The 16,891-nt window shown below is 56.8% G+C and carries 15 protein-coding genes; 7 read left to right on the forward strand and 8 right to left on the reverse strand.

Annotated features, from left to right (window positions below):
• Positions 1 to 14 precede the first annotated feature (14 nt).
• From N2A41_RS04735 to N2A41_RS04760, 6 genes are all read left to right on the forward strand, one after another.
• Positions 15 to 722 carry a phage adaptor protein gene (locus tag N2A41_RS04735; protein WP_260110391.1) on the forward strand — a complete coding sequence of 236 codons (708 nt, stop codon included), beginning with the start codon at positions 15 to 17 and terminating at the stop codon, positions 720 to 722.
• A complete protein-coding gene (locus N2A41_RS04740; protein ID WP_260110392.1) occupies positions 719 to 2,542 on the forward strand; it encodes a hypothetical protein in 1,824 nt (607 codons plus the stop codon). The genes N2A41_RS04735 and N2A41_RS04740 overlap by 4 nt, the downstream gene beginning before the upstream one ends.
• The gene (locus N2A41_RS04745; protein ID WP_260110393.1) at positions 2,539 to 2,955 is read left to right on the forward strand and encodes a GNAT family N-acetyltransferase; all 417 of its coding nucleotides are present in this window, start codon (positions 2,539 to 2,541) and stop codon (positions 2,953 to 2,955) included. Before N2A41_RS04740 ends, N2A41_RS04745 begins: the two co-directional genes overlap by 4 nt.
• Positions 2,921 to 3,925, forward strand: coding sequence for a tail fiber domain-containing protein (locus N2A41_RS04750; protein WP_260110394.1), 1,005 nt, complete (start codon positions 2,921 to 2,923; stop codon positions 3,923 to 3,925). Before N2A41_RS04745 ends, N2A41_RS04750 begins: the two co-directional genes overlap by 35 nt.
• The gene (locus tag N2A41_RS04755; protein ID WP_260110395.1) at positions 3,925 to 4,299 is read left to right on the forward strand and encodes a hypothetical protein; all 375 of its coding nucleotides are present in this window, start codon (positions 3,925 to 3,927) and stop codon (positions 4,297 to 4,299) included. Before N2A41_RS04750 ends, N2A41_RS04755 begins: the two co-directional genes overlap by 1 nt.
• Before the next feature lie 735 nt (positions 4,300 to 5,034).
• Positions 5,035 to 6,393: a hypothetical protein gene (locus N2A41_RS04760; protein WP_260110396.1), complete on the forward strand. Its 1,359-nt coding sequence runs from the start codon at positions 5,035 to 5,037 to the stop codon at positions 6,391 to 6,393.
• A gap of 663 nt (positions 6,394 to 7,056) precedes the next feature.
• On the opposite strand, the gene N2A41_RS04765 is transcribed toward N2A41_RS04760, so the two are convergent.
• The 8 genes from N2A41_RS04765 to N2A41_RS04800 all read right to left on the reverse strand — a co-directional run bounded on the left by N2A41_RS04765 (position 7,057) and on the right by N2A41_RS04800 (position 14,700).
• Positions 7,057 to 7,248, reverse strand: a complete 192-nt coding sequence (locus tag N2A41_RS04765) for a hypothetical protein (protein ID WP_260110397.1) — start codon at positions 7,246 to 7,248, stop codon at positions 7,057 to 7,059.
• Positions 7,249 to 7,663: 415 nt separating this feature from the next.
• The gene (locus N2A41_RS04770; protein WP_260110398.1) at positions 7,664 to 8,428 is read right to left on the reverse strand and encodes a class I SAM-dependent methyltransferase; all 765 of its coding nucleotides are present in this window, start codon (positions 8,426 to 8,428) and stop codon (positions 7,664 to 7,666) included.
• Positions 8,429 to 8,642: 214 nt separating this feature from the next.
• Positions 8,643 to 9,650, reverse strand: coding sequence for a fatty acid desaturase family protein (locus N2A41_RS04775; RefSeq protein WP_260110399.1), 1,008 nt, complete (start codon positions 9,648 to 9,650; stop codon positions 8,643 to 8,645).
• Between the two features lie 213 nt (positions 9,651 to 9,863).
• The gene (locus tag N2A41_RS04780) at positions 9,864 to 10,829 is read right to left on the reverse strand and encodes an FkbM family methyltransferase (protein WP_260110400.1); all 966 of its coding nucleotides are present in this window, start codon (positions 10,827 to 10,829) and stop codon (positions 9,864 to 9,866) included.
• Positions 10,744 to 11,493 (reverse strand): FkbM family methyltransferase, encoded by a 750-nt coding sequence (locus tag N2A41_RS04785; RefSeq protein WP_260110401.1) that lies wholly within the window; start codon positions 11,491 to 11,493, stop codon positions 10,744 to 10,746. The genes N2A41_RS04780 and N2A41_RS04785 overlap by 86 nt, the downstream gene beginning before the upstream one ends.
• Positions 11,494 to 11,495: 2 nt before the next feature.
• Positions 11,496 to 12,278, reverse strand: a complete 783-nt coding sequence (locus tag N2A41_RS04790) for a class I SAM-dependent methyltransferase (protein WP_260110402.1) — start codon at positions 12,276 to 12,278, stop codon at positions 11,496 to 11,498.
• 1 nt (position 12,279) lies between these two features.
• Positions 12,280 to 13,611, reverse strand: a complete 1,332-nt coding sequence (locus N2A41_RS04795) for a glycosyltransferase family 2 protein (RefSeq protein WP_260110403.1) — start codon at positions 13,609 to 13,611, stop codon at positions 12,280 to 12,282.
• A 3-nt stretch (positions 13,612 to 13,614) separates the two neighbouring features.
• On the reverse strand, positions 13,615 to 14,700 hold the full coding sequence (locus tag N2A41_RS04800) for a lysylphosphatidylglycerol synthase transmembrane domain-containing protein (protein ID WP_260110404.1): 1,086 nt from the start codon (positions 14,698 to 14,700) through the stop codon (positions 13,615 to 13,617).
• Positions 14,701 to 15,108: 408 nt separating this feature from the next.
• On the opposite strand from N2A41_RS04800, the gene N2A41_RS04805 reads away from it, so the two are divergent.
• Entirely contained in the window at positions 15,109 to 16,794 is a 1,686-nt protein-coding gene (locus N2A41_RS04805; protein WP_260110405.1) for a hypothetical protein, read from the forward strand.
• Positions 16,795 to 16,891 lie beyond the last annotated feature (97 nt).

Raw genomic sequence — 16,891 nt, forward strand, 5'->3', positions numbered from 1 at the left:
CCGGAGATCCGCGCATGTCGCTCCTGACCATCATTCAGAATGTCTGCGCGGAAATTGATCTCGATCCGCCGACGGCCGTCATGTCTTCGGCGGATCCGCAGATCATGCAGCTGCGCATCCTCTCCACCCGTGCCGGCCGCGACCTGATGCGCGAGCATGACTGGTCGACGCTGATGGTGCAGCGCCAATTCGCAACGACCGGCGCCAACCCGGAACCGGCCGAGCCGCCCGCCGACTGGGACCGTTTTGCTGCCAATTCGAAGATCTGGAACGCTTCGCGCCTTTGGCAACTGAATGGCCCGGTGGAGCCGCAGACCTGGCAACGCAACAGGATCATCAATTCGAACCCGGTGCCTGAGATCTGGCGCATGGCCGGCGGCAAGCTCGACATCTATCCGAACGCCGCAGGCGAGACGATGGCTTATGCATATATTTCCGGCTTCTGGGTGGCGGTGAATGGCGAGGCGACCTATGCCGCCAATTGGGCTGGTGACACCGATAGCGCCCGTTTCCCGGAAGACCTTCTCGAACTCTCGCTGATCTGGCGCTGGAAGCGGGCCAAGGGCCTCGACTATGGCGAGGAGATCGCCAGTTTCGAGCGATCCAAGGAAGCCGCGATCGGCGCCGATCGCGCCGCAAGCGCCGTCGACCTCTCGCTGCCGGGCAGGGGGCAGGCGCCCGAGAATTATTGGCCCGGCACAATCACGGTGTCCAACCCATGACCCGCAGACCTGTCCCTCAAAACGGGCGTACCGGCCGCGTTTCGCCAGGCAAAGACTGGATCGCGCCGATCGGCGGCTGGCGAACCGATGTCGAGATGGCGGACATGCCTGAAGATGCGGCGTTCCAGCTCGACAATTTCTTTCCCGAAGCCAACCGGGTGCGCGCCCGTTATGGCTTCCTCGCCTTTGCCACCGGGCTTGGCGCCGGCGTGCAGACGGTCATTCCCTATTCCGGTGTCGGCAACAGGCTGTTTGCCGCGGCCCGCGACAAGATTTTCGACGTGACGGCGGGCGGTGCCGTCGGTGCGCCCGTCGTCTCCGGCATGGCAAGCGCCCACTGGTCGGTGCAGCAATATACCAACCCGGCCGGCCAGGAGTTTTTGCGCCTCGTCAACGGCCTCGACACGCCGCTGCTCTTCAACGGCACCGCCTGGACGAATAATTTTCTGGTGGGTACCGCAACGCTCCTCACCCAGAACGTCGCCGTCCGGAACACGGCCTATACGCTGAGTTTCTTCGGCACCGGCTCCGTCACCCTGTCCGGCGCCTTCACCGGCTCGCTGAGCGGGACAGGCGTCGCCAACCGGGTTTCGCTCACCTTCACGCCGGCGGCCGGAACGCTTGTCGTCACTGTCTCGGGTTCGGTCACCAATGCGCAGCTTGAAAAGGGCGCGGTCGCAACCCCTTACGTCCCTTCGACGATGATCACGGGCATTCCCGACGCCTCGCTGTTGATCGCCGTCACCGCCTATCGCTCGCGGCTCTGGTTCATCGAGAAGAATTCGACCAATGTCTGGTATCTCGCCACCGACGCCGTCAGCGGCACGGCGACGGTGCTGCCGGTCGGCGGCAACATGAAATATGGCGGCACGCTGATTGCGATCAACGTCTGGACCATCCCGGTTTCGACGGGCCTGCAGCAGTGCCTGGTGCTGATCTCCTCGGAAGGCGAAGTGATCGTCTTTCAAGGGTCCGATCCTTCGAGTGCTGCCAATTGGGGCCTGATCGGCACCTTCAAGCTTGGCCGGCCGCTCGGCACCGATCGATGCCTGCTGTCGGTCGGCGCCGATCTGGCGATCATGACCACCGACGGCATCGTGCCGATCACCAAGGCCGTGCAGCTCGATCGCGGCGCCACCAGCCTCGGCGCGATCACCGCCAAGATCGGCCCGACCTGGCGCGAGACCGTTGCGGCGACCGGCACGACCTCTGAGGAGTGGCAGCTTTCGAGCTTCCCGGCCAGGCAGATGGCGATCGTCAATCTGCCGTCCTCCTTCGGCCCCTATCAATATGTGATGAACACCGAAACCGGGGCCTGGTGCCGCTTCGTCGGCATGCCGGCCTCCTGCTGGGCGACATGGCAGGACCGGCTGTTTTTCGGGGCGGGCGACGGCACGGTTTATGAGGCCGAGGTCGGCGCCAACGACAACGGCGTGGCGATCGACGCGCTGATGGTCGGCGCCTGGAGCCGCTATGGCGACGGCCTCTCGACCAAGCTCTCGAAGCTGATCGGGGTGACGGCGCAGATCGGGGTGTCGACGCTGATGTATGCCGGGATCTCGGTGGACTACCAGACCAAGATTCCGACAGTCCTTCTCTCCTCGATCGAGAACAATGCGGCGGCGAAGTGGGGAACGGCGGTCTGGGGTGTCGCGAAATTCCCCGGGATTTCGCTTGTCCGCAAATTCGCCTCCGCCGGCGGCGCCGGTTCGGCCCTGGCGCCGACGATTCGCGCGCTGATCTCGGGCTCATCCGGCTCCGTCTCGGAAGCGGCCGTCGTCGGCGGCTCGGTGCTTTACGAAAAGGGCGCGCCGATTTGATCGTCTCCGAACCGCGCGAGGAGATCGCGACCTGGGTCGGCAACAGGATCGGCGTGAACTTTCATCCGCCTTACACCACGCTTGCCCATATCGACCGCGGCCGGATCATCGCCGGCTTCGTCTTCAACGTCTGGACCGAGCATGATGTCGAGGTTTCGCTGGCCGCCGACCGGCTGACGCTGACGCTGATGCGATCGGTCTTTCGCTATGTCGTGCATCAGCTCGGCTGCCGCCGCGCAACCGCAAGAACCCGCGCCGACAATGCCGAATCCCAGCAGGTTCTGGCAAGACTGGGCGCCCGTCTGGAAGGCCGCCAGCACGCCTATTTCGGCGACTGCGACGCGCTGCTTTACGCAATCATGAAAGAGGATTTTCCCTATGGTCTCCACGCCGAAGGCCCCAAAGGCGCCTGATCCGACACAGACCGCAGCGGCGCAGACGGCCACCAACGTCGACACCGCCATCGCCAATGCGGGGCTCAGCCACACCAACCAGTACACGCCGGATGGCGCGCTGGAATACAAGGTCAGCGGCTACCAGACGATGACCGACCAGAACGGCAAGACCTATCGGCTGCCGACCTATTCGGCCTATCAGACCTATTCGCCCGAGAACCAGGCGATCTACGACCAGACGCAGCAGACGCAACTCGGCCTTGCCAGGCTCGCCAACGACCAGACCGGCAAGATCTCCGGTGTGCTCGGCACCAATGTCGATCTCAGCGCCGGCAATGTCGACAAATATGTCAACGATCACTGGCAGTCCGGCTTCAACAACCAGTGGGACCGCGACCAGGCGAGCCTCGACCAGAGCCTGGCCGACAAGGGCATCTCGATGGGTTCGGCCGCCTATGACAATGCGCTGCGCGATTTCTCGACGCGCAAACAGGCCGCATCCGACCAGTATCTTGGCGACATGTATTCGAATGCCCAGAATTCGATCCTGACCGAGCGAAACCAGCCGCTGAACGAGATTTCGGCGCTGATGTCGGGCTCGCAGGTCCACCAGCCGAGCTATGTCAACACGCCGACGACGCAACTGCCGACCGTCGACCAGGCAGGCCTCATCAATGAGAATTTCGATCAGAAGATGGGTCTCTACAATCAACAGCTCGCCCAGTCGAACGCCGCCATGGGTGGCCTGTTTGGCCTTGGCGGCTCGCTGCTCGGCGGCTGGGCGAAATCCGACCGGCGGCTGAAGGAAGACATCAAGCGCGTCGGCACGCTGGATAACGGCCTGCCGGTCTACGCCTTCCGCTACAAGGACGGCGGCCCGACGCAGATCGGCCTGATGTCCGACGATGTGCGCGAGCTCCATCCGGACGCGGTGTTCGAACACGCAGACGGTTTCGACCGCGTCGATTACGAAAGGGCGGTGAGCTGATGGACTTCATCTTCGGTGGCGATACCGGCAAGACACAGGGTGACCTCAGCGACCAGCGCAAGCGGCTGGCCTACGCGATGTTGCAGCAGGGCATGGATACGAGCCCGGTGCAATCGCCGTGGCAGGGCGCGGCGCGGCTTGCGCAAGCGCTGATGGGTGGGCTGGAGATCAGGCATCAGAATGAGGAGCAGCGGGCGGGGGCTGCCGCAACTCCCGCCGCGCCGATGGGCGCGCCTTCAACTCCGCCGGCGAAGGCTGCCGGCCTCCTGCCATCACTGTTCGGTGTATCTAAAGAGACGGCACCTGGCGCAACTGGCTCGTCGATCCCGAAAACGAAGCTACCAGGAAATGTCGGCCTCCCAAGAATTTCCTAGCCCCGGCAGGGGTCCCGGTTGATGTATGGGCGCGATGACGCCAGCGGAGCGTAAACTATGACAGAATTGACACCTGAGCAGATGCAAGCCATTGCCCGCGCGCGAGCCCGGGTGCAGCACAGGGAACCCCAAGATCAGCCGCCGCAACTACCTTCCGGGCGTCATCTAACGTATGAGGAGGGGTTGGCGGCTCTCGAAACTGGGGGGCTCTACGGCCAAGCCTTAACCGGCCTGGCTGGCGTCGTCGATGGCATACCTATTGCCGGCCCATATCTTCTCGGGGGAGTGAAAAAGGCAGCCGCTCATCTCCGTCCCCTCCTACATGGAGGGAGTTATGAGGATCAGCTCCGGGTTGTGAACGCCCGTGATCAAGAGGCCAAGATTGCGCATCCTAATGTCAACACAGCAGGGGAGATAGTCGGTGCGGTTGGTGGAACTATTCCGGCCGTCGTGGCTGCACCCGAAGCATTCGGCGCTGCCGGGGGCGGCATGTTGGCGCGCTCGCTGGTCTCGGGCTTGACCGGCAGCGGTATTGGTGCCGCGGACGCTCACGTGAGGAGTGGCGGCGATCCCGAAAAAACTCGCCGGGGTGCAATTGAAGGGGGACTGCTTGGACTAGCTGGTCCCTTAGCAGGGGAAGTCATCGGAGCCGGTGTCAAAGCAAGTGCCCAGGGCGTAAAGGCTCTCACGCGCGCGCTCCTTGGAGACGAGGTGGCCTCAAAGCCGGCGCGGGATATGCTAGCAGACCTGACCACGGATGCTCGCAATTGGCTCGCGAAGAACGTTTCTGATGCGGATAAGCTTGCGGCGAGTCGTGACCGTTTCGACAAGCTCGGATCTGAGGCGATGCCAGCAGACGTCTCGCCAGAATGGCGCGGCGCCGCCAAGAGCGGTGCAACCCGGGAACCCACGCGGAGCAAGGTCGTGGATCCTCTGAATGAGCGTGGCTCTATGGCAGGTGCCCGTCTCAGGTCGGACTTCGAGACAAACCTTGGGCCAGATCCTGTCCCGTCTGCTATCGACAGCGAATTGGACGCGGCTCGGGAACAGGTGGAAAACCTTCGCCCTGCGGCGGCTCGCGGGCAGCCGCCTTACGATTTCACATCGATCGCGAATGATCTGGATAACTCGATCCCGTACCTGCGCGATGATGCCCAGGGTAAGCTTGTTCGCGTCAGGAACATGCTCAATGACTTTGGGAAAGACACCGTCGCCTCCGATCCAGCGATAGCGTTCGCGACACGCGACGCAATCGACGGTATCTTGGCGAGTGAGAAAAATTCAAAAGTCATCAGCGTGCTCAAAAATGCCCGTGGGACGATCGACGACGCTCTTGCTCGAGCTGTCCCTGAGATGAAGGCCATCGATGCGCAAGTTGACGAGTTGGGCCGCCAGAGGGCGGGGCTGGCCCAGGGGCAATCCGTTCTCGCCGATGGGCCGCGCGCCATGCACCCCACAGAGCTTCAGGAGAAACTGGTGGCGGGTGCCGAACCGCAGGGTACGCTGATAGGTCCTTCTGCGGAGTCGGCGCGCATGCGGCAGGGAACGCTTGGCGACATCTATCGTGCGGTTGGAACCGAAGCCAGTGATATGAACGCGCTACGCAAGATCGTTCGCGGCAAAGGCGACTGGAATCGCGAAAAACTGGGCATGATGTTCGGGCCAGAAAAAGCCGATGCGTCACTCAATACCATCGATCGCGAAGCCCTTTTTGCCGACACGGCAAATGGTGTAACCAGCGCAGCTGACACGGCAAGGCAGGCTGGGTTTGAGAAATATCTCGGCGAGGTATCCAAGGCTCCAGAAATTCCAACGGATAAGAGCTGGACCGACCTCGGCCTGACCGCGGCTCGCCGTCTCGCGCGATCCCTCATTGAGGGGAATGCAGGCGCCCACGCAGCTCGCGTTGCCGATGAAGTCGCTCCGTTGAGTGTGCTTCGCGGGGACCAGCGTGATGCGCTAATGGAGGCGCTTAGCCGCCTGGGACCCGAAAACATCATCGACCAGCAACGCATGGCGCTGATCAACGCGCTCGTCCAGGGTGGTGGGGGGAGAGCTGCCTATCCGCTCTTGCCAGGCGAGGAGCATAAATAATCTCCGCCACCCTCGAAGATCGGAAATTGATCAACCGCCCACCTGGCGGGGCCTGTCCTGAGCGGGGATCATGAGGCAAGCGTCACATCGTGGTGAGCATCGCCACGATCTTGATCGCTCCGTGTGACGGTTGGTTCTGCTCGTGATCGCTCGCGCATGCGGCAAGCGAAATTACACGATTCGGGGCCTCGCAATCCGCCGGCTTTTTCCTCTGGAGAAGGTGAATGCCGAGAAACCCATCCACCGGCGTCTATTCCAAACCCACCGGAACGACACCCTCTGTCGGCCAGGTCATCGACCCCGAGGCCGGGATTTCGAGACCCGCGGGGGACGATGAACCATCTCCGCGAACAGCTTGCGGTACCGGCCGCCGAGAAAGCGGCTGCACTCGTACGCGCGCTGTTGCTTGCTCGGCAGCAGCAAAAATAGCGGTCGTGGCTGGTGAGCTATCCCCGCAGATCTTCCCACAAAATGGCAACCCCTAGTGCCATCACGCTTATCGGTATGGCCCAGATGATCAATTTGACGGGTTGGCCGGCGTACAGGAACATGTAAGCGGCCGCTGATGCTCCGCCAATGGCCATCATCGCCCCTAGTGTCATGGATATGAATTTCCTCATTAAAAATCCTTCCTGGAAGCTTGCGGGTGAGGGGTGCATGATGTCAGCGGTTATCAAGGACGATCTGGATCCGGATGGCGACCAGCAGCAATGTTGCCAGCGTGATCATCAGGCCGAGGGTGGCGCCGGGCAGGCAGGTGGTGCCGTTGAAATAAAGTCCCTCGCAATTAGCCCGCGCCTGCTTCCATATAAAAAAACAGGCCGGCCCTGCCGTCAAAGCGCCGGCGAGAAACATGGTCAACTCGATCGGAAACTGACCAACCACCCACCTGGTGGGGCCTGTCCTGAGCGGGGATCATGAGGCAAACGTCACGACGGCGATGAGCATCGCGACGATCTTGATCGCTCTGTGTGACGGTTGGTTCGGCTTGTGATCACTCTGCATGCCGCAACCGATACTATACGATTCGAGGCCTCGCAATTCGCGCGGCCTTTTTCTTTTCGGAGAAGGTGAATGCCGAGAAACCCATCCACCGGCGTCTATTCCAAGCCCGCCGGAACGACACCGTCTCGCTGCCGCGCGCGGCTCGGCGCCGATGGCCGCGCCGGATAAACAGGCCTTGGTGCGACCCGGTAAAAGGAGACCAATGGAAACGCGGAGAATTCTGAACCGGATTTGCCTCCTCGCAAAACGAGGCACATATCGCCGGCTAAATCTTCCTCGATATTGCCTGTTGGTTTGACGTTTTAAACCTCATCGCGATGGCGGCGATATCAAGAAAAGCAAAGGCAGCAATCAAAGGTATATTTTTGACGCCGAAAATCTTCGTCAAGGAACTCTTCCAGCCGAAACGGGCCTGCACAGCTCCTTGGAGCGAGTAAATCCAGATCAATGGAGCGGGAAGATTGCGTTGAGATTCAACGGCCAACCCCACTCTGTGCAGGAGTTCAGCCAGTCGCTCGAAGTTATAAAGGTTCAAGTGGCGCGGGAAATAATACCCGCCCCACGCACCGCTCGCGAAGAGCCGTCTGTCCCAGCCGTCAGTATTAGGCGTTTCGATCAACAGCCGGCCATCGTTCGCCAAGTCACGGACGAGGCGTCGCAAGCTCTCCTCCGGCTCCCAAAGATGCTCTATAAGCTGGAGCATGATGATGAAATCAAAGGGTTGTGCCGGCAGTTCCGCAGCCTCAAGCGGCGCTTCGATTAGACCTATTCCCTGGCTTTCCAAAGTGCTGCGCGTTTCAGCCGGGAAATGCCAATCCAGACCGAAGAGCTCAAGATCGGGACGCGCTTGACGAAGTGCGATCAAAAGCTCGCCGTTGCCGCATCCCACATCGAGCACCCTTCCCCTCGAAGGAAGATGCGCGACGACACCCTTCAGGCGCTTTCGATTGACGATGGTCTTTATTCGGCCAAGAAGATTTGCGCGGCCCTGAAATCTATTTGAGAAGGTGCCGTAGTTGGCCGGATACATCAAAGACAGCTCACTGATGTCGGGTCTCGGATTGAGATAGAAATGACCGCAACTATCGCAACGGACATATCTGAAGGTGTCCGCACTGCCGTGATATATATAGTCCTGCCCGGTAGCGATAACGGTGGAGCTCTCACTGCCACAACCGGAGCATGTCGTGGACGTTGATCTTATCTGGTTTGTCATTTGAGAATTCAATTTCCCCTGCAAAACCTTAGAGAGCCAACGCATCTTGAACCGAATCCGAGAAATCATCGTTCTTACGATTTCTCGAGAGCCGGATGAATTTTGCAAAACCGCTGCGCTGCAGGCACCCCGGAAAATGCTCATAGAACCCCCTTTCGAAGAGGTGCCTATGAAGTTTTGCAAGATTGTGCTGCGGAATGGCGGGGAATAGGTGATGTTCGATGTGATAGTTGAAATTTGCTTGGTACATCAACCATTTTTCAAACCAATTGGGCGCCGTCGTCCGAGCCAGCGGCATCATGGCCTGCTCCCGTCCATCCTTATAAAGTGGATAGTCCTCAGGCTGATGCTCCGCAATGGTGCGCACGATATTCAGGGCGATTGCTACCGCCGCGATAGGGTAACCCCATAGCAGAATGTAGAGATACCAGCGGCCTGTCACAATGCAGAGCGCAAACAGCAAGCCGTTGAAGACGATAGTCACCATCGGCGCCAACCAGGAAGGCGACAGTGAGTTCCCCGCTGCCTGCTTTCGGGCCGAACCACCATATTTGTCTGCCGCCAGCCACACACCCATACCCCCGCTCAACGCCTTCACCATGACCCAGGCAAGCGCCCGGAACCCCTTGATCGGTTCGCGATAGGGATAGCCATCTGCATCATTCTCTGTACCCAGATGTGCATGGTGGCTCATGTGGCGGAATCGATACGCGGCGACCGACATTCCGACAGGCGCAGCAAAGAACATGTCGCACCAAATATCGTTTTTACGGCGGTCGGAGTAGAGATGGAAATGCGATGCCTCGTGAACCCAGAGCAACATGCCCTGCGTTACTGCGCAGTTGATCAGGAATGGCAGCCATAGGAGCCACCAAGGGCCGAGGAGTGCGATCGACCAGGAGACAACTATTTGAAGCCAGATCATCGTGGTCGCCACGATGATCGCGCGCGGTTGCGGCTTTTTCAACGATTCAAGGAAACTCGGGTCAACAAGCTTTCTTGCTACCTTCATGCATTCATTGAACTGCGCATCCATTCAGTGACCAATTCTCAGATTTTGAAGATTTAACTGCATCTGCAAGCGCCAGCCCAAAGGCCGATATCGAAACTGCTGAGTCTTACGATGAAATCGCGCGACGAAGACGCTTCTCCACCCCGTCGGCTGTATCGCTTGCTTGCGGCGCCCGGCGCCGGATTAATACACCACATTTGAGATGGACGCATAGCAACAAGCGGTAGCTGAGACATGTTACCCAGAATCCTTTTGACTCTTACCGAAAGCCATCACGTTCATACCACCGCCGTCAGCTATCATGGCGCGTACCTTGCTGGCGTCTTGCGGCAGTTTTCTACCGGATGCCACGTCTCCAATTTGGTAGCCGCCGTCCCAGAGAAGCTTCAACAATCGATCGAAGTCTCCGGGATTCTCGGCATAAACATACGGCGCTAATTCAAGCATTATGCGCGGCTTGGATCTTTCAAGGGTAGCCGTCGCCCCAAGCAAAACCTCAAGCTCATTGCCGTCAACGTCAAGTTTTATGAAATCGACTTTGTCGACCCCAAGATCCCGCAGGGTTTCGTCCAGGGTACCGAGCCGCGCGCCCTGCGTCGACATCAAACGGCCGTGATGTTCGCTATGCAAATCGTCTGCGACTTCAAGCGGCCAGCTCGAATAGACCGCTTCGGGCATTGTTTCGGACGCGCTTGCCATCAGCATCATCTGGTGAGGGTCAATTCGTTGGGCGAGCGTCGGGTTGAGCGAGATATTTGTCTTCTGTTTCGAAAATGCGTGAGCCGTGGGCTCGAAGGAGATCACCTTGCCCTTTTCGCCCACCAACTGAGCCAAAGGCAAGGTGTGAGAACCGACATTGGCGCCGATATCGAGGACTATGTCTCCGTCCCCTATCAGCTCTCTATATCTATCGAGCGTTCGCACCTCGAACCCGCTCAGGAGGTAGATCGCGAAATCGACACCGTCCCTCAAGTCCAGCGACCAGCTTATCCCGCGACGCTTCGCTATGACGGCTGCAGGCAAGCCAAGGCAACCGCGGACGAACAAGACCGCATTGGATAGGTAACGAGCAATCAGGATTTTGTTGCTGGTGGATAACATCGTCATCACGCCGCCTTTAACTGATATCATGTTTAGCGGCTGCTCTTCTTGCAACAATAAGGTTGCAGTATTGGCCCGCGTTACTCGGATCGAGGCTTCCATTATCGAATGCCGTGCCTGGTGGATCGGCTATATTGTGAAACTCGAAATTTAACATCTCCAGGAATTGCGTGAGCTCGGACGGCTTCACCAACGCCTTCGACAAGCCGTAAGGCCAGAATTCCATGAATATCCTGATGTCGCGATTTTCCCGCAGAACCCGCTCCGCGCCCTTCAGAACGCTCAGCTCGTAGCCCTGAACATCGATCTTGATAAAATCGACCTGCTGCCCCGGCAAAAAATAATCGTCGAGTTTCACCAATGGGACGTCGATGCTCGCTCGCCCGTCGCCGCTATCGAATGTTCGGTGGTCGACGTTCAGCTCGTTCGAAACATACAGCTTTATGGTGCCGCTGCCGGCTCCTACCGCCGCGTGCCGCAGCGATACATTCGACAAGCCGTTTACCGTCGCTGCAAGCTTCTCGAAGTTCGCCGGTGCGGGCTCGAAGGCATGCACCTGGCCGGTTGCTCCCGTCAGCGCGGAGAACATGCGGGTGTATATTCCGATGTTTGCACCGATATCCGCGACGATCATGCCCGGTGAAATCATGTTGCGCATGAGTGCGCGCTCACGTCGTTCCGAGACCGCTTTCCACAGGGAGTAGAGCGGGTAGTAAACGGGATAACAATATCGGTAGAGCCAATCGGCGAGGCGAAGCAGGACCATCTTTAAACCTGGTCTCGTGAAGTGAGACGGGCTGTGAAGAACGAGGCGAATACCTTAGGCAGCGTTCTGCCCATTGCCCTGTCGAGCTCGAAATACGGCTTATAAGCCCAACCAGGCACCGGAAATTTCTTCGATATTCCGCCGGTTGCCATATAGGAAAGCGAGCTAAAATAACTGATTCTTGTCTTATCCAGGCTATAACAATCCGCAAGCTCAGCCAGCCAATCCGGGCGCTGAAAGAAAATCATATGCGGCATAGCCTGATTTGAAGTCGAAAGAGGCCCCTGCACGGTATCCAGAACCGGACGACGGATGTTGAGATCCACCGGCTCATGATGCAGCAGTTTATACATCGGGTAGGATAGCCAGGACAGGTAAGGTTCCGTCGCATACAGCCTGCCGCCTTTTGCGAGCTTGCGCGTCGCACCGCGCAGGAACATGAGGGGATCCTTCAGGTGATGCAGAACATTGGTCATGGTAATCACATCGACGCTATGGTCCGCAATATCAGGCAGCATCCCGATCTCGTGGCAATCGAAGACAATATCCAGATAATCTAGCTTCAGAACATCGGAAGTGATGACATTCGGCAGGAAGCGCTTGAGAGGCGATGTTCCGCTTCCGATTTCCAGGACGGTCTTCGTGGCGATATCCGGTTCCTGCCGAAACATCTCCTTGTAGAGCTCAGCATACCAGTGCATCAGGTTCGGATTTCCGCCCAGCCGCTCGCGATTTGCCAGCGTTTGAGCAAGATCGGCCTCATAAAGAGCGCTTTCGATTTCCATGTCAGAGAAACTTTATCCGTCTTGCGGCAAAAACCAGCATGGCCAACAGAATGGCACCGTGGCGCCAACGCGAGATGTTTGTCTCACCATAGACTCGTTCACGATAACCGATCGGAACCTCGACGATCTTAAGGCCCATCCGCGCTGCACCGAAGATCAAGTCGAAATCGCCGAAAGGATCGAAATCGCCGAAGTAGGATCTGTTCGCCTGAAGCTTCAGATAGTTGGAGCGGCTGATTACCTTAGTTCCGCATAGCGTATCTTTGTATCTCTGGCCGAGAACGAAGGAGAAAGCCAATGCGAAAAACTTGTTGCCCAGAAGGTTGAAGAAGCGCATCGCTTCCTTTTCCATGGGATAGACCAAGCGAGTGCCGTTAATGAACTCGCCTTTCCCGTCCTTGATCGCATTGTAGAATTTGGGCAAATCCTCGGGCGGAACGGTCATGTCCGCGTCAAGAATCATCAGGACATCCTTTGTGGCGATGGAGAAACCCTTCCTGACGGCGTCGCCTTTTCCCTTGCCGTCCTGCTGGGCAATCAGGATGGACCGTTCACTCCCATAACGCTGCTGCACCTCTTGGATCGCGTTCCAAGTCGTGTCCGTAGAATTGCCTTCGATAAAAATGAGTTCGTCATCCGGCCCCATATCCGGGAGCCGCTTGACGATATCCTCGATATTACCGGCCTCATTTCGCGCTGGAACGACGATCGACACCGAAGGTTCGGCCTTCGGAGCGGCGTAGCCAATCGGCCTAGCAATCGCAATATTGAGAAGGCAAAGAGTTCGAAGAAGCGGAAGAGGAGCAAGGCAGCGATTAACGAAGCCGCTGATAAGTGGGATATAGAACGGGATCAGGATCTTCTGGTCCAGCCGTATCAATTCGAAGTCTTCAAGCGTCAGAAGATTCTGCACGTCTTCATGGGCAAGCCAGTTTGATTCAGGAACCCGCCGGCGCAGACCGAGCTTCGATGCGAGAGTCGCAAGCGGCCGCCACATACTACTGTAATAGGTAAGAACAAGGCGTGTCTCCGGCGAACACAATGCACGTGCCTGAGCGAACATACTCTGTATGTCTCGTTCGTAATGGATGAGGCCGCTGATGACCAGGTAATCAGGTTTTATGTCAGTGACGTCTTCGATCTCGACGACCTTGTGCTCGTCAAACTCATTCACAGGTTCTGCAGGTTGCATTCTCGAGCGAAAAGTTACCTTGCCCTGAGGAAATCTTCCGATCAGCAGCGGCGTCGTCGGATCGATCTCGACCACGGAATTCTGGCCCAAGACAAAGAGGCCAATGTACCTTCTCAATTGAGAATAGAAATAGTCCCTCATCAGTTACCTCGGCGCCAAACGGTTCAAGCGCCAATGTCCCAGAATGAGGGCTGCAGGCACGACGTACACCACAAAAAAAAGAAAATGAACGGCTGTCGCCAAGAGCAACCCTTCCGAGGGCGAACGCCCTAGTAGTACGAATGCCGAAACGACGGATGCATGAAAGGTACCGACCCCGGATGGCGCAGCTGGGATCATCAGGCCCAACCCGCCGACAAACAACACGAACAACGATTCTTGATAACTCAGCGCGACGCCGACAAACCGAGCGACGAAGATATACGCAAGGGCGTATACAGAAAGCCACAAAACCAGCGTGAGAACGGCCGGAAAGATGGTCACGGAAAGAGATAAGCTTTGTGCGCAATTTCGAATGAAGTGAATAACGTGACGGTCAAAGAAATCCCGCAGTCGCAGGAGACTGAAGACGGGCCGCAGTATCGGAACAAGCCGATCGCCGAAATACCTTACCAGCACTGCCGATAGAAATATCCCAACTATTGCAGCAAACATGATGACCAGAAGAACATTTCGGTATTCGGAATTCAATGTATGGCTCAATAAAACCAAAGAAAATATGCCGACAGAAATGATCGTCACCAAGTCAACCATCTTTTCGATCAGAAGCCTACCAAGAGCGTCTGCGTAGGGGACTGTCGCGACAACTCGGCTGTAATGTACACGCAAAAGGTCTCCACCTCTCGCAGGAAGGAACATGTTGGCGCCCAGACCGAGTAGGGAGGCCATGAGGGACGTTCCGTAGCCGATCTTACCATCCAGCAACAGGCGCCATCGCACCGCATAACCTACAGCGATACCGAAGGTAACGAGCAGAAACCACAGGAGCGATGTGACGGATATTCCGCTACGAAAAATGCGGATGGCTTCCTCCCAATCAACCGCCCTTAGCAGGAATATCAGGAGGACAATACTTATTGCCGAGGCTATAAGTATCTGCAGGCGTTGATACGCGGGAGCCGCCGCTGCTGCTTTGCTCCATGTCTTATGCAACCTCTCACGAATCCGCCAGTGATTTACGGCTGCAACTGCCGAACTAGGTAGAGCGGTTTTGACGGGACGTTTGAGCATAAAAAGTCTGCGTCTCAATTGGCGACAAGTGCGAGTCCAGGATGAATTGACCGTCTACAGCACTAACGGGCGGCCCGCTACCAATAGTTTTATTGCAGCGCCAACTCAATTTACGGTACCAACAGGTTTCCTATTTCCGGGTCGCACGCAGGCGTGTTTATTCCGGCGCGGCCAACGGAGCCGAACCATCGCGCGGCGGCGAATTGGTTTTCGTTGCCTGAGTACCGTTCTGCGAAAGAGGAGCTTAAGCAAGCTGTATCAGTTGGTTCGCCAGGTAGGCGCGAACCAGGGCAGCTAAATACCAAACATGGATGAGCGGGATTTTGCTCTTGCCTACGACAGTGATTGATTTAGAAAATCGCTCCGCAAAGGCTCGATATCCGAAAATTCCAGAGCATGGGAAATGAGATGCGTGATCAGCTTCAAGCCAAGCCGAAACTGAGTAGTTTGCTTTTGCTGACAATTGCTGTTCTCTTCACCCATTGGATGGCCTTCTTCAATGAAGGAATCTTTGCCGAGGATTCTGGTTTATTTCCAACGCTGATCTACAATGATTGGATCGCCATCGCGGACATGTTTTCCTCAGCAGGGGTTCCGGTCTTTACGTATTACGTTTGGCCGATGGCCTTCGCTGGGAATGTTTTTCTTTTAAAATCCGCTGTCATAATCGGCGTCTACTTTATTGCGATCTTCTCCTATCTTCTCGCTTCAAAGTCTGGATTTTTGTCGGAGCGAGAGTCTTTGGTGCTCGCAATATTCACGCAATTGCTGCCAATCCCCACAATCACGGTTATTTTCACATATTCGATATATTTTACTGCCTATACCCTTTTTCTGTTGGCTACATATTTGTTTCTATCAATCGAATGGATGCGCGGTAGGAGCCGCTATCTCCTCCGCGTGCTGGCAATTTGCATTTATTTCATTGCATTCACCCTCAACTCCTTGCTGGTGCTCTACGCCGCTGGTTTCGCTCTCGTCTATGCGGTGTGGCTGAAAAGGACAGGGCGCCGAGTTCGTCATGCGCGGGAATTGATCTCGACATTTTGGTCATTCTGCCTAGCCCGAGCGGATTTCACCGTTCTGCCTCTCGTGTACTGGGTTTATAAGGCAATTTCCTATCAAAGATCAGGGTTATACAGTAACTACAATAGCTTCACCTTGGATGCTGAAAGCATTGCAAAGAATTCCTACCAATTCATTGTTAATGGAATAATCTTTCCTTTGGCAAAGAGCCTTGATGAGTGGAATTCTTATCTTTACCTGGGAGCTGCGGTCTGTTCGATACTTTTTGTCGCGTGCTTCGTGCTCGTGAACAGGGGAGATGCTCGAAACGCTGAACTGGATGAACGACGTGGCGACGGTTTCAAGATTATCGGCTTTGGGCTCTTTTTGCTGCTATGTGGAACGCTCCCTTATATCCTTGTTAATAAGAGCCCTGCACCCGGCGTATTGATGAGAAACGCCATGCTTATGCCGTTGCCAATATCCGTGGTGGGCATCGGGATATGGCGAGTTGTCAAATTCAGGTCGACCAACCTTCAAAGTCCTAGCGTTGCAATTGTATTGTTTGTATCACTTCTCACCGTCTTCACCGGCCGGTGGTGGGAGAGCTACGCGGCATGGCAAGCACGGGCAGCGAAGGACCTGGCTGTGTCTCAGTATCTCGCTGATCATCCTGAATGGTCTGCTTTTTCCGTTTATTGGATAGCCGACAAACTTCCGATGTCTCCGGAAGCCTCGGAATACGGATTTGCTGACTATACCTCCAAATTCCGCATGCTTTGGGGCGGACAGACCAGAATGGCTTTTACACCCGGGCACATCTCATTTTTCGGGATTGACACACAGCCGGGCGTGAGACCCGTCCATTCCAAATTTCCCCATCGCATCGCATATTTCTGCAATGCTTGGGCCAGCGCAAAAGATATTGATTTGAGCGGTCCGCAAGCGGAACTGGAAATTGCACCCACGCAAAGACCATGGAACAATGCCTCCGTCGCATCTGCATACCTCTATTACCGCTTCATCGAGCCTGGTGGCTTGAAAAATTATCTGGCTGAACTGGTAAATGTAACGCTGCGGGCGCTTTGAGGGTCAGGACAGCCGAAAGCCGGGTGGTTCTCTCGGGCCCGGCCTTCCCCCGTTGCCCGATCTCAACAACGGACAAATTGAAATACCGCCTTAGAAG

The organism is Rhizobium sp. SRDI969 (assembly GCF_025152725.1).
Lineage (GTDB): Bacteria > Pseudomonadota > Alphaproteobacteria > Rhizobiales > Rhizobiaceae > Rhizobium > Rhizobium leguminosarum_I.

Excerpts from the sequence above, each read along its gene's own strand:
- N2A41_RS04735 (WP_260110391.1), top strand. The coding sequence starts at position 15 with ATGTCGCTCCTGACCATCATTCAGAATGTCTGCGCGGAAATTGATCTC.
- N2A41_RS04740 (WP_260110392.1), top strand. The coding sequence starts at position 719 with ATGACCCGCAGACCTGTCCCTCAAAACGGGCGTACCGGCCGCGTTTCG.
- N2A41_RS04750 (WP_260110394.1), top strand. The coding sequence starts at position 2,921 with ATGGTCTCCACGCCGAAGGCCCCAAAGGCGCCTGATCCGACACAGACC.
- N2A41_RS04755 (WP_260110395.1), top strand. The coding sequence starts at position 3,925 with ATGGACTTCATCTTCGGTGGCGATACCGGCAAGACACAGGGTGACCTC.
- N2A41_RS04760 (WP_260110396.1), top strand. The coding sequence starts at position 5,035 with ATGCTAGCAGACCTGACCACGGATGCTCGCAATTGGCTCGCGAAGAAC.
- N2A41_RS04765 (WP_260110397.1), bottom strand. The coding sequence starts at position 7,248 with ATGTTTCTCGCCGGCGCTTTGACGGCAGGGCCGGCCTGTTTTTTTATA.
- N2A41_RS04770 (WP_260110398.1), bottom strand. The coding sequence starts at position 8,428 with ATGTATCCGGCCAACTACGGCACCTTCTCAAATAGATTTCAGGGCCGC.
- N2A41_RS04775 (WP_260110399.1), bottom strand. The coding sequence starts at position 9,650 with ATGGATGCGCAGTTCAATGAATGCATGAAGGTAGCAAGAAAGCTTGTT.
- N2A41_RS04780 (WP_260110400.1), bottom strand. The coding sequence starts at position 10,829 with ATGGAAGCCTCGATCCGAGTAACGCGGGCCAATACTGCAACCTTATTG.
- N2A41_RS04785 (WP_260110401.1), bottom strand. The coding sequence starts at position 11,493 with ATGGTCCTGCTTCGCCTCGCCGATTGGCTCTACCGATATTGTTATCCC.
- N2A41_RS04790 (WP_260110402.1), bottom strand. The coding sequence starts at position 12,278 with ATGGAAATCGAAAGCGCTCTTTATGAGGCCGATCTTGCTCAAACGCTG.
- N2A41_RS04795 (WP_260110403.1), bottom strand. The coding sequence starts at position 13,611 with ATGAGGGACTATTTCTATTCTCAATTGAGAAGGTACATTGGCCTCTTT.
- N2A41_RS04800 (WP_260110404.1), bottom strand. The coding sequence starts at position 14,700 with ATGCTCAAACGTCCCGTCAAAACCGCTCTACCTAGTTCGGCAGTTGCA.
- N2A41_RS04805 (WP_260110405.1), top strand. The coding sequence starts at position 15,109 with ATGCGTGATCAGCTTCAAGCCAAGCCGAAACTGAGTAGTTTGCTTTTG.